Here is a 14,858-nt window from a genome sequence, read left to right on the forward strand (position 1 = left end):
CAAACGGCTCAAGAGCCGCCGCGGAACAGGTCCGTACCAACCGTAGCCGATAGCGGCCGAAGTGAAGCGACGAGGCTCAGATCCTAATGATGCTCCGTAAGCTAAAGGGATTTGCCTTAGCCGATCTTCGCACGCCAGAACGAGGTCGCTTGGCGGCGAAGTAGCCGTCCACGGCGCGGAAGCTACCTTGCAGCTCGATGGTGTCGCCGGTGGTGAGCACGACCATCGTCTGGAGCCACAGCGCCGTCACCTCGGAGACTTGCGTGCCACTGATTTCGCCCTGCGGTCCTCGGATCTCGGTCGTGCCGTTCAGGACGAGCCACCCGCCCGCGACGGCTGAGGCGGTGCAAAGAGTTAGCAAAGCCACGCCTGCACCGCATCATCGATTAGTCGCTCAGTAAATCCGTTATCGCCGAATCCTGAAGAAACAGGTCCCCGGCCCCTACCTGGGACGCCCGGCTGTACTGGGAACCGTGCGGTTATGCTCCGAGTCCGCCGATATCACGGGTGATCCTCGCTTAGGCATTTCGTCGCGATACCAACGAATACCAACCGCGTCCGAAAATAACAGTCGAGTTCGTCCTTATCATTCAATCGCCTTGTTGCCCCCCCGGACGCGCCAGACCTAGTCCAAAGGATTCTCTTCACTGGTCAAATGCTCTGCTTCTTCGACGAAGAAGATACGGTCTCCCCTTAATCCGCCGAAGCCTGACTAGCGGCCGAGCATATCGGTGTTCAAATCGCACTTGGCGGGGCGTCAAGCGAAACCTTGGAATCACGAGTCTTGCCAAGCTTGCCAGTCCCTCGTGTAACAGTATCGAAAATCGCTGGCTTCCCGTCATTTGTGAAAGTCACAGGTCTGGTTGCGACCCAGTTTGAGTTTGGGCTCCCTGCAGAAATTTGCACTTCCCCATGTTGGGGATCAAAATACCAAAGCTCAATGTCTGAGCGATGGGATGGAGGGAATGGTAAGGAGGAAATGCAAATGTCTGCTTCCAATTTGCCCATGTTCATCCCTCAGAAGCGTGATTGGAACAGAGGTCGAATAGTCGGTCAAAACGCCCGCTGCTACCAAACATGTTTGGGTTATCCGTGTGAGGTTAGAGATTGCAGGCGCTGTTCGGGACTTTGCATTGTTCAATTTGGCCGTTGATAGCAAACTTCGCGGATTTGACCTGGTGACACTTCGTGTTTCAGATGTCTTCGCAAGTGGAGCTATCAAAGAACGGGTTTCAATCTTGCAGATCAAAACCAAAACACCCGTTCGGTTTGGAATCACATAGGGGACTCGCAAATCTCTCTTTGAATGGATTATGCACCCGTCAATGATTGGTCATGAATATCTTTGGCCTGGCCGATTTCATTATGGCCAGCATGTATCGACCCGCCAATATGCAAGGCCGCTGAAAGGAGGGGGTAAGTCAATTGGGCTGGAACCAAGCGCTTATGGAACACATTCCATGAGGAAGACCAAAGTTGCGCAGATTTATAAGAAAACTGGCAACCTGAGAGCTGTCCAGCTCTTGCTTGGTCACACCAAAATGGACAGCACGGTCCGTTATCTTGGTGTTGATCTGGGGGAAGCATTGTCCATTTCCGAAAGTGTCGAGATCTGAAAAATGGTGGGTCGGTGGAAACTCCGGCCCAAAGTTGCCTTTTAAAAGAACGCTTGCTTCAACAGTGATTTCCTTGATTGCTGCCATTCACATATGATGCAGCACGAATGCTCTCAATTTCTGGGTGAACGGAAATATTTGCGGATCTTAATCAAATCTAACAACGGAGTTGTCGAAGAACTAAGAAGATTCCTGTAGCTTATCTGATAGAACGCTCTGACCCCAAAAATAATCTGCGTCAAACTGTGTTCGAGCCTCAGGGCATCCAGTCAAGGTGTTGGAAATGGTTGTGAAATCGAGGCTACGAACAAATGGGCAATTAGGTTGCGCCAATGCCGCTGAATATAGGTGTTTCAAGTGCGGAATTAGGTCAAGTCGTTGCTCGTGAAAAAGTGCTGCACTTGCTGCGTCCAAAATGGATAGTAAGTTGCTTGCGTTCGAACCACTCTTGTTTCTGGCTTCGGGTTGATTTGCAACCTCATCCGCAAGCAAACGAGCCAAGCTTAAATTTTTTTCGAGAACGGATGGGTTGGACCAAATTAGCAATGCTCGGATGAGATAAGGTAATGTTTCATCATTGATCCATTTACCCAAATGGTCTGCATCCCCGGTCGACACAATCGGAGACAGCAGACGGCAGACACTGTCCAATATACTCTTTTCCCACAGTGTGGTATTAGCGACTTGCAAAAACAGTTTAGCACTGCCTGCAATATTCTTTCGAAGCTCTTCAAATGGCTTTTTTTGTCAAGCAATGCAATATTAGCAGCGAATTCTAAAGCCACGGCCCATCGGTGTAACGCATTTTGAAATCTTTCCCCGTAGCGAGACGACGCAAATGGTTCGGTCGTGAAACATCGCACTTTTTTTTCCAGACGAGTAATTCGTCGTACGGCCACATGACCTACATCTTGCCCGTCTCTATCTGAAAGCTCAAACTGGGATTTTGCTGCCCAAAAAGCGAGCTCTGAGGTATTCTTATGATAGTCCAAATTAGCATCAAATTTTTGCTCAGGATTTTTTACTCCGACTATCATATCAAATCGATTGATCGACTGTTTTAGAGCCTCAGTTCTAGGCTCTGTGTCTGCATGGGCAATTGCAAAACGGTAATATACTTCTGGTGTATCCACCAATGCAGGTTCGAAAAGACTCCAATATCGATCGGGTTCTTTGTTCAACATTGCGGCACATTCCAAAGCGTCCTGTAATTGCTTTTCAGCCTCTTCATACCGAGATGCGAGTTCTTTCTCCTCTTCTTTTAATCTTACAATTTCTTGAGATGCATAGTCTGCCCCACCAAGTGCATATTTTGGCTCAATCCTTAGTAAGGTCTGTCTACGACGATTGTCATCAGGCCTTTCTTTTTGCCGATACCAAGAATGGACAGCTTCTTTAAGCATGAATGCGCTGGCTTTCATGCGACCATACAGTGGAACGCCATTTTTGCTTAGTATGTTGTCTGCTTGGCTCGATGACCACCCTTTAAAACCATCAGTGCCATAAAGCATAGAGAGCCCAAATCCGATATAAAATGGTACACCAGTTTGCAATGCACTTCGGGATGCTTCCAAACTGACACTACATTCAGTCGAAACCGTATTGACGACTATATTTAGAAGACCTCTCCTGTCTGCTTCTTCAGAAAGCCAACGAGTTCGATGTGGGGCGCTGTGAAGTATCATACGGGTGAGAAACCATATCCCATAGGCATTTGAGAAACCTATTGTATGATGTTGGTTAATCCAGTGTTTGGCTTCTCCCACCGTATCCCAGTTCAGTATACTGAGCGAGCTTCCGACAGTAATTTGGTCGAACACTTTGGTTGGTCTTTTTTGATGGACTGCCGCAAGGTCAAGAGCAGATTTCAATAGCTTTAGGCGCTTAAACTCAGGATATGAGGATTGAAAAATCGATTGCAGCCGGTGATAAATAAGGCGTTCATCTGCACGTGATCTAGCGACCAACTCTCCGAGGCCTAGCAAAATCGCTCCGTTCAAAAGCAGCGATGCTGATCGTGTTCGCAGTTTCAAGAAGAACGTCAGACGCTCACCGTCACATTTCCAAAATTGTTCATTTGTTGTCGGATGCAAAAGACCTTTTAGCTCAGCCTGAAATTGAAGTTTTTGATTGCATTCTTCTTTGCTATCAATCAACCACTTTACAGCCTCCTTTACGCCCAGTACCGCAAATGCACCATTTTTCGCAGTCGTCATCATGGCCACCTATAATCTACTTCAGAGTTGGTTGCCCCAGACACGTCCTCTCCTCTGGCGAGCCCATCGATATAAGGAAGTACTTGCTGTGTGGTTGGGGCATCAATTTTCGTTAAGCAAAATGGCCAATTTCCAGCCATTTTGTTTAAGCTATTTGACATCAAGTAGATCTCTCGTTGCCCATCATGAGTAGATAGGCACAGATAACGATCATGAAAAGCTTGTTTATTTCCGTCAGTCATATTTACGACATTAAGGTTCCTACAGCACCTCGGTACACCACGGTCTCTTAGTTCCATCAAGGCTTGGTCAAGATCTTCGACCAGTCGATTGGTCTTGCGATTTGTCTCGGGGTCAGTTGAGCAAAGGCTTGTTACAATAGTGAGTTTTACGTCAACACTCTCCAGCCTAGTAATAACTCGCTTGAGTGTATCGATTCCAAAGAAGGGATCTACGATGATGGCAGATTTAACCTGCCCACCGTCTAGGAGTTTGTTTAGATGTCGGATTACACCTACCTCCTCAGTAACACCCTTTGGAAACCAGCGATCGTATTCTGAACTTGGAAATAACCGATCTACCAGTGTCGAGTTTCTCAACCTATGTGTTTCATATTCTGTAACATTGACGCCGACCATTGAGCGCTGTGTTGACCGTGGTTTTACAATAGAAGCCTGCTCCCCAACTTCTCGACTAACTCCCTGGGCTGATCTCGTTAAGGTATCGTCAATTTGTAGCGTGCCCTGCATTGGGGACATGTTGAACGGAATTCGCGTTATAAGAGGATGTTCGTCTAACTGCACAAGCGAGCCTTGATCATCAAAAACCGACATAGAATATCTGTCGAATGGTAAGGCAGTAAATTCTTCTTGACGGCTTGAAGAAAGCTTAAGCAGTTTTGAGTACACAAGATCATCACCAAGCTTCAATTGAACATGTACATTCAACTGTTCGTTAAATTTACCAAGTTTGATCAGATTGAACTTATCTGGGTAGTTCTTGAAATCGTGATCTTCAACATGACCAGCTTTGAATCCTAAAAGTGGTTTTGGAAGATCAGCTCTGAGGTCTTGGAAAATTTCTAAGGTGCCCAATTTAGCTGGTGCATATCGAAATTTAATACCTAGTTCTTGTTCAAGCAGTTCAAATGTTTCAAGCCACCGTTCATCCGAAAGTTCTGGGAAGTTGACTGATAGGTAGGTTTCTACGGGTACAGAATTTTTACCAAATCCGTCATCCAATCTATATCCACCTTTGCTTAGATCAACACAAGGCCCTCCATATTGCGTGAGATCTAGTACCGAACTGTCGACTAATACTTGTTTTGTATCCAGCGCTTCTGCTGAATCAAGCAACGCTTGAAACACCGTCAGATTACCGTCCATGAGCTTCGATTTTCTACTAATGTCAACAGCTAATTTGGACCAAAACTCTGCGTTGAAAACCAAGCAGCCATAGACAATTTGATCTTTGCTGGTTGTGGCTATCCATAGCCAATGTTTGGCATTATTCATCGTCATTGGTGTTTTCGAATCAATCAAAAAGGGATTTTTCTATATATACACCAGCGTCTTCTGCCAGTTCAAAATTTGTTGGTTGATTTCAAAAACAATAGCCCGTGTATTTTTTTGGTCGAGTGTCTGCTAATGCCATGCCCAAGTTAGCTGCTCGCATCTGCAACAGAGGTCAGTTCTCCGCCCAATCTGGACTTTTAAGTAACTCAGGTCCTTTAAGAGACCTTGTTTCTTGGCGTCATGACATCCTGACGAACGTCATGATCATCTTTCAATGAAACGAGCTGTAATTTTGGCGACCTGAGACCGGGCTGGGGCAGGGCAGATCTGCATAGACCCTTTCAGTCATACCAAGATGGGCATGTAAGATTTCGCTTCGCGCGAAAGCATGAGTTAACGGCTGATATTGTTATCAGCCATGAGTTATCTTCGGTGATCGAAGATTTGATAAGATATCAAGTGCTGATTTCTTCAGTGAAACTGGGATGTTGGTGGCGTCAAAGTTGCGGTTCTGTCGAAAAAATCGACATGACTGGGATCCATCAGCAGTGATAGGCTGATTTTTTGGTCATGATCCTCTCAACATAGCGATTATTTGCTTTCCCGGATTTGCTGACCATCACGTAATTGTCAGAGGCTTACCTGACATCAATCTGATGTCACGGATGCTTGTCATGATAAGCTTGAACATTTGCTAGGTCCGCTTCGATTTCTATCTTAACCGTCATGATGTTTTGAGGGCGTGACGGGGGAAGTCATCACGTCTCTTATAATGATCATGACAGATCAGTCGATCATTGTGATACTTTGGTTCTTTCTTTTAGCGTTTGATTTTATTGATTTATTTTGTCATTTGCGCTCTGCTTGTTATAGGCGAGCAGGCTGGCTGGACGAGCCGTCACAGATGATCTGATGGAGTGAGTTTCACTTTCAGGTGTGGCGTTTTGCATATCATGACATCAGTGATTTTGGATCACAGGAGAGGCAATCACTTCTCTTCAGGTATTTTGAAATCTGAGTGGCTCTCAGAGGATGTGCGCTTTGCATCTTGACCCTTCCAAATCATATTTCAGAAAAATAGCTCCTCATTTTTTGTTTCCCTGAAATTTTTCCTAGTTCCTTTAAAGAGCGTGTTGGCACTTAGAGGGATTGGTTTGCTTAGCAAACCATCAAATTCTGGAATTGCTTTTGATCCATTTCTTTCCATGTGCTTGCGCGTTCTTCCTACGGACAGAAAATGTCTGATTTTTAATTGATAAAAGGAAGATACTTAGATGAACAAAATTGATCCATCCGAGCCGAATACCACAAATCCAAACGGTAATGTTGGAACATATTGCGGTGTTACAGTCACTTGGGCGCAAGTTAATAAGGCGCTGGAGTTGCTCTCATCCTATTTTAGCAGAAAAGAGTTTGAAGATGCCTTGGCTCAAGTCGGAGTAGCTAAAAGCCAGGTAAGAGATTTTATCCGCGGGCTGTCACAGTCTTTGACCCAGAAAGGTGTGCTAAAATTCGATCATGATGAAAAGGTATGGATGAAGCTTCCGCAATCAGAAACGACGCAATCTGATCAAGACGGAGCATCTGGACCTGAGACAATAGCGCTATCCAATAATGCTTTCGCAACACTGTCAGTATGTAGCAACCCATTCCATTGGTTTTCACGGCTGGTCACGTCCATTACTTGGTTGGTTCTTATAAGCTTTAATGCCCGCTTTGGCTTGGCACTGGGCGGACAGGATATCTATATCCAATCGATGGTCGTTGTTTTTTTTATTGCCCTCGATTTGGGGCGTGCCATGTTAGTTGCAAGCTTTTCGCGCTTCTTAAGAGATGGCAAATTGCTTATCGCAAGTTTTTGCTGTGTGAGTGTCCTGATGTTGATGCCGGTCTCACTCATTTCGACAACGACATTGTTTTCATCCAGCTTGATGGAGGCCCAAGATGTCAATGACAGAAGAGAAAGAGATCAGGAAATCGTTGATGGGTATAGGGCTGCCTATCAACGTTATCAGGAGGAAATTGCGGAGCTTCACAAAGCTTGGAAGGCGGAATGTCAAAATGAGAAGTGCGGCCCAAAAGCAGAGCAGATACGAGCTCAAAAAATGGAAGTGATAAAGCAAGCCGAAGGTCTTCGGCAGAAAATGGCTGATGATAGCGAGCATTTCAGAGCTATCGGTCCCTCAGAAGTGCCACTGATTGCAAGAATTGCGTCCACGCTGGAGAAACTAAAATCGCCATTCAACGATATCAAAATATGGCTTCCGCTCTTTTTTGCTATTTGCTTTGAAGTGCTGGCCTTTTCGACAATCGCAATTACTACCCGGATTGATAAAAGACTAGGATCAACTGAAGCTGCCTAATGTTGTTGCTGCGAGCCAGAAATATCTGTTGTCAACTTGCTGGGAACAGAGCCTGTCCAATGATGCAAGTTCTGATTTGGATTCAGAAATTGCCTCACGGAATTCATCTGTCTCGCGAGCGATATAAACAAGAGCCAATCGTGCTTTGCCAATTGCCTCTGTTGTCATCTTTTCAGATGAATGAGATCGCTATGGTGGCTGTCCTTTTTCTGATCAGATTTTTGATTGATTGCTTGATGGTGCATGGGAATGATCCTGTTTTTCTTGAATGGATGTTGTCAGAGGGCAGGGAGAATTCGCCAACTAAGATCGATGAGTGATCTGATGGATTATCAAGCTGCCCTCATAAACAGGGCAGATAGAAAATTCACTCAGCTTGCCTCATCTCGCGTCAGATGTTTTTCTCTGAGCATCTCCTCATAATCGGTCAGATGATGACGAATATGATTATGAACGACGATTGAGATGGCGCGGGTGAGAGAAGTTTTTCTGGTCCAATTTCTCTCAGTCATTTTTTCCAAAATCAGCTGTCGATGCTCTGATGGGCAATAAGGGAAATGGTTGAGCAAGGCTTGCTCAATTTGCCGGAGTTGAAACTTTTTGAAACGCTGTTTTTGTCGCGGCTGCTGTCGGGTCATGGGAAAAATCTCCAAGTCAAAAATGAAAAAACAAACGGCGTCCAAATCTCCAATCTGGATTTTGAAATCAAAATTTCTGATCGAGTTTTTTTCTGGATGCGTTGCCAAACCTCCCGATCGATTTCTCAAAAAACAGAGTTGCGAGAGGCGTCACCAAGCAGGCTTGTCGCAAATCTGTTGTGTGAAAATCTGCATCAAGTTGATGCGGTTTTGCCATCAAAGATCGGTAGAGATTTTTTTCAAACTGGTGAGGTGTAGAGAGGCATGTGCAATGGCGCTTATCCAAGCGCACAGGCGCTCTGGGGACATGCAGAATGGATCCCCAACAGGCAGAAAAGAGTGCAGAGAAAAACCGTCGAGGGCTTGTCTTTGCTCCGCTGGAAAGCGCCAAAGTGTGCAGAGATGTGGCGAACCATTCTTTGCTCAGGTGTCCAGAGGGAATGAAATCCCTTTGGTCTGGCTGAAGGCTCCTGGAGGGCTTGGGAGGATGGAATGCCTCCTGAGCGGCGCCTGCGCCGCCGGGGTCTTGGGGTTGCCCTGAGCGAGCTGCAAGTGAAAACATACGCCAGTAGGTTGTCACTTGCTTAGTGAGTAAGTATCTGACGATACCCCTCCAGTTGTCAGAAGTTGGCTAAGAAATATATTTTGGGGCTTTTGAAAACGAACCCATTTCCCCCTCCAGGAAAATTCTTGGAGAAATTGAAATGGCTCATCCCGTTGTTGTGCGTTGCGAAGAAATGTGGCCAGCAGATATTGCTGGCATGATCTCTCATGGCAAAAGAAAAGGCGGGGATCTTGATCATTGTGATCAAGGCCGTCTTGATGACACACAATGGCTCATCGGTGGATATGATTTTGCCAAAACGATCCATGAGGAGATCGCGACTTATAGCGAAGAAAATCTGGAAGAAGAGCTGCTGGCTCTGGAAAAGATTCACCGTAAAAGTGATATGAAAAAGCGACTGAAAGATGGTCTGAAAGATCCATTTCGCGATTCAAAGCAAGGCCCCTTGCGTGAGGTCATCCTGACAGCTAATGGGTCTTATTTTGCAGCGGATAATGATGATCCCGATCCGTATCTTGCTCATACCACCACCAAAGAAGGTGACCGACAAACAGTTCGGCTTTGCCGGAAGAAGATTGCTGCATTCAAAGAAGCTGGTCTCGAATTTTTTGGGACATATTTTCCAGAACAGGTTCGTCATTTGCGTCTGGATATGGATGAGGAGGTGCCTCACTTCCATGCATTGGTTTTGGTAACAAAAGTCCGGGTTTCTAAAAGACGCGGCAAGCAAACCATGATCACACCAAGCGCCAATCCGCTGTTCCAGTCCTATGAACTTTTACAAGATAAGGCTGGAGAATTTTTCTCCAGCATCGGGCTTGAGCGTGGTCAGCGCAGTGCTGAAGAACGTCGCAAAGCAAAAGAATTTGACCTGCCAGTTCCGGAAAAGCGCGAGCATGTCGCTCCCCAAGACCATCGCGCAGCGCGAGCGGAAGATCTTCGAAAACGTGAAGAAGTGGCCAAGGAAACTGAGGCAGGCTATCTACAGCGTTGGCTGGAAATAGACAGGTATAAAGAGGAGGCGAAACGTGAAGCCGAAACAATATTATCAGATAGTCGTTTAGAAGCTGACAGAATTATAAGGGTTGCAGAAAAGAAGAAAACTGAAGCTGAGGAGCGCTATGCAGAAGTGGAGCAAATCAGAAAAGAGCAGGAAAAGGAGATGGATCGCTATGAGGTAGCTTTTGAAAAGGGGATAGACGCCGTTGATGACGGCAAAATAATATATCGGCCTGCCAGTAAAACAAATAAAAAAGATGGTCTGAATTATGGCCCCAATGCACCTCAGGATGCAGCGGAGCGCGAAGCTTTTGCTGCTCCGATAAGGCGTGCATCTGATGTCATTAAAAAATATGCCCGCAGGATCTGGAATTCTGACCTAGCACAATGTGAGCGTGCTATTCAGGCGGATCCGTCACTGGTGGATGTTTCAGTTTCCTACGATCCCGACAAAACGGATTCTTCTGACGAAATTGTTCAGGTTGAACTTAAAGGCGTGGATCGGCTTCCTCGCTCAGTCGCTGCGATATTGAGAAGAATTGCCAAGGGTGCTGCCAAGAGGATCGGCAATCATATTGGCGCGTTGATTGACCGTAAGGCTGATGAAAAGGCTAGGGTTGCCATAGCTGAAGCGAATAAAGCAAAGGCAGAAGCTGAGAAGTTAAAAGAGAGGGCGCAGGAGGAGAAAGACAATTTCAATGCTGTTTTTGACGAGATAAAAGAAATTCGAAACTTTGCACAAGATTATCTAAATAAAGGTGTCTATGAGCAAATTCAGAACGGATCAGTCACTAAGGTCGCAAGATTGAAAATGGCGTTGGAAGCGAAGGGGTTGGCGGAGAAAACTGGATCGAATATTGATATTCGAGCGCCTGAGAGCAAAAGGTCAAGTCCACGAGAGCGTTAAAATGTAGAAGTTCAGACCGATCTGATAAATCACCGCCGTTATAACGGCAGCTGTTAGAGCAGGTCTGAATTTCTACAACTTATTAGGTCGTAACCTGAATGACACAAGATGTTAATAACTAGCTGTATGAAAATTTGGCGATTTACCGCTCTTCACAAATTGATAAAATACTTTGATATTAATATTCCTTGAGTAGTATCCATTATGAAGAATTTATCTTCTTTCATTTTTGCAATCATTTTCCTCTCTACTATGAACGTCTATGCACAAGAAAATTTTTGTAGAGAAGAAGTGAATCCTATTTCGTCGAGCGACCTAGCATACAAAAAACGAGGTGATCGCTGTGAGGGGTTATTTTTACAGCAAGTTTCAGCTACAGGAATGCGCATTGCGGCTTATCACAAACATCCTGCCTCCTATGATGAAACATCATTAGCCTTAAATATTTCATCTGGAACTGAAAATTCTTCTAAGGCATTAACAGTGACTTCTTTGCGTCCAAAACAATTTTATAGGATGGACACAAGATTTTCCGGTAACAACTATTCATTACCTTTGGATGTGGTGCGCCACCCTGATGTCAATGTGACTCCTTCTGACTTCGCTGCTGTTGTATGTAAGGAAAATTGTGACGCTTCCATCCCAACGTTAACGCCAGCTTCCTTTGGAAGAGGGGATGTGTTTAATCCATACATAGCATTGGTAGCTAACCTTGAATTGTTTGAGCTACGGATATCGATAAAAGCCGATAATACCGGAAAGGTCTTATTTGATAAGGAAATGCTCGGCAAGCGAACTTGGCCAGCAAGCCGACCTGCAACTTTTCCTTTAAAACCATATTTTAAAAGTCATGAAAGTATCACCATAGAGGTTATTGCTGTCGGAAGAGGCCGTAAACAAATTGATAGCATAAGTGCTCGTTTGGAATATGAATGAACAAGTTTAGAAGTGGCGTCATTACGCTTAGGCTCTTCTTGCGTAGATCTTATAGAAGATTCAAAATTGCCCTGACGTGGCGTGTATATGCGGTGATCATATTTGTTTCTCTGTCACTTTTCTGCGCTTCTGTCATCGCTTTGGAACTTCTACCAAGTCATTGGCTCATAAATACAACTTTTGTCGCCACACTCGAAACACAGAACTTGACTTTTAGGAATGGGAAACAGAATTCCAGCATCTCAGGGATTTCAGGATCAAGCATAGCTTTGCGTGAGATTAATGCATACTCTCCAGATCAAGCGTTAGAGGTCGGCGACCTCACTCAATTAACTGATGTTCAAGGAACCGAAAGTCCAAGATCCAAAGTATTTTCGAAAGCATCGGAAGACAGCCACTTGGAGCTTGATAGTTTCCTAATTCCTGCCGAACTGGCGATGGAGATTTCAACTTCTGGACAAAACAAATACATCTCCTTGCAAATTGTCGGCGATGACCAAAGTGTTGCCTCTGAAACAACAATAGTTTGGTATGGGGATATTACTCTAGATTCAGTTCCAATTTCAAAGGATATTGGCAGTGATAGGTGGAAGGCAATTTCACCACTAATTGAAATTCAAAAGCCGGAAATAGATGGCCTAATCTATAGTCCAATACCTGTGACCGCCCTTTCTACCGAGCGATTGCGGCTAAGTGGATCAAATCAAATAGCTACCAGCTCCTTGCTGGAAGGTGAAATTCAATTTTATCTGAACTTCCCATTTGGAAGTTACCCCACTGAGCCAACCACATTGCGGAGTGGTGAGTTCACGCAGTTCAATGATTTAGAAGCCCAGATCACAAACTTAGAGCTGACTGAGACAGGAATTAGGTTCCTTTTGGTAGGGAAGGCTAATGCTGTAAAAACGGGATTTTTAAATAATCGCAGAAATATAACTCCAAGTATGCTTGATGGATTTCGATCAATCGAAAGTTTAGTGATTATAATGTCATCTCTTTTTGCGCTGTTGCTCGCTGTTCTAAGCGCAATAAGTTTGGGTAGAGAAAGTGAAAGGTGACAAAATATGCAAATGCTAACGAGATTAATCAGCATAATGATATGTTTTATCATCGGATTATCAGTCGCAATAGCTCAGGAAGTAGCGGAAAGCAAAAACGAACTAATATCAGCAAAACAGTTGGTTGTGATGATCGACGGTCGATTTCCAACAACTGACAAACTCACAGAAGGTGCAGGAATTGTTGTCGGTCGCAAAGGCGGACTTGTGTATATTGCAACTGCTGGTCATGTTGTGCAGGGGCTAACCGAAGCGGCAGTAGATATAAAAGTTCAATTTCAAGACCGACCTGGCGAAGAGATAGATGCGACGCTTTGGCCGTCAAATTTAGATAAGGGCATCGACCTAGCAATTTTAGTCGTTCCAGAGAGCAGAGCACCAGCTTCCATAACATCGCTTAATGAGTTTTCCGCAGCCCGTATCTCTCAAGAGGTGAAAGCTGGTGAGGGAGCCTATCTTTTTGGGCAACCAAGTGGACGAGTTTGGAGCGGAAACAAAAGCCCGGAAAAAGTTGTTTCATCAACTTTGACCTCTATAGAAGTTGAGTCAAAATCTGTTGTTCCCGGTATGTCAGGCGGCGCAACTTTTGATGAAGGCTTGCGAATATTTGGGCTTATTGTTGAAGCAGATAATGGCCTTGCCCGTGTTGTTCCGTTGAGGCTCCTAAAGGAAACCCTTGAGCAAGCCGGTTATCCATTTGATCTAACTGACGGACATGCTTATGGAATAGGGTTTCTTAGCCACAATGATCGAATAAAAATGCTCCGGTCACTTGGAGTTGAATTTAATGAAGAGGGTTATTTAGATGCAATTCAGAAAAGCAAAGCTGAAGCACTAGATATTTTTCATAGAGAAACTCCGTTTTTTACCGCTGAAACTTTCTATCAATGGGTTGAGCAAAACCAGAAAAATTTCGATCTAAGCCAACGGAACAATATTGCTAAGTATATTGGGAAATATGATATCCCGCATATTTCTCTAGTGAAATCAAAAATAGGGCAACAAGTTAGCTTTGTTAGAGATTTTTTAAAAAAATCTCGCATCTCAGGCCTAAATATTTCAGAGCTATGCGAGAGTTTCAAGAAACTAAAGCCTATACTCATAAACTCTCCGACTAATGAATGCAGTGATGGCAAGGATATGGGGTTATGGTTACTTGGGCTCTATGAGATAGCGGAAAATTATGGTGCAGATGGGGCAGAGTTAGAAGATTATGGTATCTACAGCTACATTCCCAATTGGTTTATAGAAGGCAAAACACCAAGTAATATAAAACGAATATCATTTTCAAATACTGAGACGGAGTTGGATGTCCCTCAATGTGGGTATTCATTAGCGAATACAAGATTCACAGTCTGGGAAAATCAATATGCAATCATTCCAGATTTTGGAAAGGCGATATTGCCCCGCAATGGTCGTTACGTAGGTTTAAATATAGGCTCGGATTCAAGGGTTTGTTTTAGCTTTTACTATAACGGAGTGAAGAAAACTCAACATGTTCAGTGTAGAGGAGAGGTATTATTATATCGTTTATGTAATTCAGATGTCATAAATTGGATTGGGGTTAGAGGTCATCTGTTGAGTGATGGTGAAGGTGTAAAAAGAATCAATAATATCAGATATTTAGGAAATTTGACTAATCAGGCTTGGCGCGCAAGCGAACGTGGGGCTTCGATCTGGCCTTCTGAGGAGAGCAACAAAGCAATATTGTTCATGAGTTGTAGAGGTAATAATATTTTTGTGAGGAGTGAACTTAGCGAACTATTGGGAGCTTTACCAAATAGAGTCACACTGAAATTTGATTTTGGTGGTGAGGTACACACCGCGGAATTTGTGGGGCAATCGGATGAGAGTGGGGCAAGCGAAAGCCCATATGTTGCTTTTTTCACTAGAAAATTGGCGATAGCTCTTTCAGGAGCATATAGTAGTGTTAAAATTTATGTTCAAGGCAAAGGAATAGGTGCTTTGTCATTAAAAGACTCATCATGGGCAATTAATAAAGGTCTGGCAGATTGTCTAAGTACTTAGTGTCCGGTTCAAAAGTTC

The 14,858-nt window shown here is 44.4% G+C and carries 9 protein-coding genes and 1 pseudogene; 7 read left to right on the plus strand and 3 right to left on the minus strand.

Features of this window, described 5'->3' with window-relative positions; translation table 11 throughout:
- Window positions 1-1,006 precede the first annotated feature (1,006 nt).
- Window positions 1,007-1,616, plus strand: a pseudogene (locus CRO57_RS04865) (tyrosine-type recombinase/integrase).
- 539 nt (window positions 1,617-2,155) lie between these two features.
- Here the strand turns inward: CRO57_RS04865 and CRO57_RS04870 are convergent.
- Both CRO57_RS04870 and CRO57_RS04875 read right to left on the minus strand, forming a co-directional pair.
- Window positions 2,156-3,832, minus strand: coding sequence for a hypothetical protein (locus CRO57_RS04870; protein WP_141401188.1), 1,677 nt, complete (start codon window positions 3,830-3,832; stop codon window positions 2,156-2,158).
- Entirely contained in the window at window positions 3,832-5,352 is a 1,521-nt protein-coding gene (locus CRO57_RS04875) for a VPA1262 family N-terminal domain-containing protein (RefSeq protein WP_097152233.1), read from the minus strand. The genes CRO57_RS04870 and CRO57_RS04875 overlap by 1 nt, the downstream gene beginning before the upstream one ends.
- Window positions 5,353-6,620: 1,268 nt before the next feature.
- Here CRO57_RS04875 and CRO57_RS04880 point away from each other — a divergent pair.
- On the plus strand, window positions 6,621-7,709 hold the full coding sequence (locus CRO57_RS04880; protein WP_097152234.1) for a hypothetical protein: 1,089 nt from the start codon (window positions 6,621-6,623) through the stop codon (window positions 7,707-7,709).
- A gap of 371 nt (window positions 7,710-8,080) precedes the next feature.
- On the opposite strand, the gene CRO57_RS25350 is transcribed toward CRO57_RS04880, so the two are convergent.
- On the minus strand, window positions 8,081-8,347 hold the full coding sequence (locus CRO57_RS25350; RefSeq protein WP_097152236.1) for a DUF2293 domain-containing protein: 267 nt from the start codon (window positions 8,345-8,347) through the stop codon (window positions 8,081-8,083).
- Here CRO57_RS25350 and CRO57_RS25075 point away from each other — a divergent pair.
- The 5 genes from CRO57_RS25075 (at window position 8,267) to CRO57_RS04915 (ending at window position 14,840) form a co-directional block, all read left to right on the plus strand.
- Window positions 8,267-8,605 carry a hypothetical protein gene (locus CRO57_RS25075; protein WP_244580010.1) on the plus strand — a complete coding sequence of 113 codons (339 nt, stop codon included), beginning with the start codon at window positions 8,267-8,269 and terminating at the stop codon, window positions 8,603-8,605. The genes CRO57_RS25350 and CRO57_RS25075 overlap by 81 nt on opposite strands.
- Window positions 8,606-9,084: 479 nt before the next feature.
- Entirely contained in the window at window positions 9,085-10,818 is a 1,734-nt protein-coding gene (locus CRO57_RS04900) for a plasmid recombination protein (protein WP_141401190.1), read from the plus strand.
- A gap of 204 nt (window positions 10,819-11,022) precedes the next feature.
- Window positions 11,023-11,754 carry a hypothetical protein gene (locus CRO57_RS04905; protein WP_097152239.1) on the plus strand — a complete coding sequence of 244 codons (732 nt, stop codon included), beginning with the start codon at window positions 11,023-11,025 and terminating at the stop codon, window positions 11,752-11,754.
- Window positions 11,751-12,812: a hypothetical protein gene (locus tag CRO57_RS04910; RefSeq protein WP_097152240.1), complete on the plus strand. Its 1,062-nt coding sequence runs from the start codon at window positions 11,751-11,753 to the stop codon at window positions 12,810-12,812. Before CRO57_RS04905 ends, CRO57_RS04910 begins: the two co-directional genes overlap by 4 nt.
- 6 nt (window positions 12,813-12,818) lie before the next feature.
- The gene (locus CRO57_RS04915) at window positions 12,819-14,840 is read left to right on the plus strand and encodes a S1 family peptidase (protein WP_097152241.1); all 2,022 of its coding nucleotides are present in this window, start codon (window positions 12,819-12,821) and stop codon (window positions 14,838-14,840) included.
- Window positions 14,841-14,858 lie beyond the last annotated feature (18 nt).

The sequence above is a fragment of the Cohaesibacter gelatinilyticus genome, assembly GCF_900215605.1.
Taxonomy (GTDB): domain Bacteria; phylum Pseudomonadota; class Alphaproteobacteria; order Rhizobiales; family Cohaesibacteraceae; genus Cohaesibacter; species Cohaesibacter gelatinilyticus.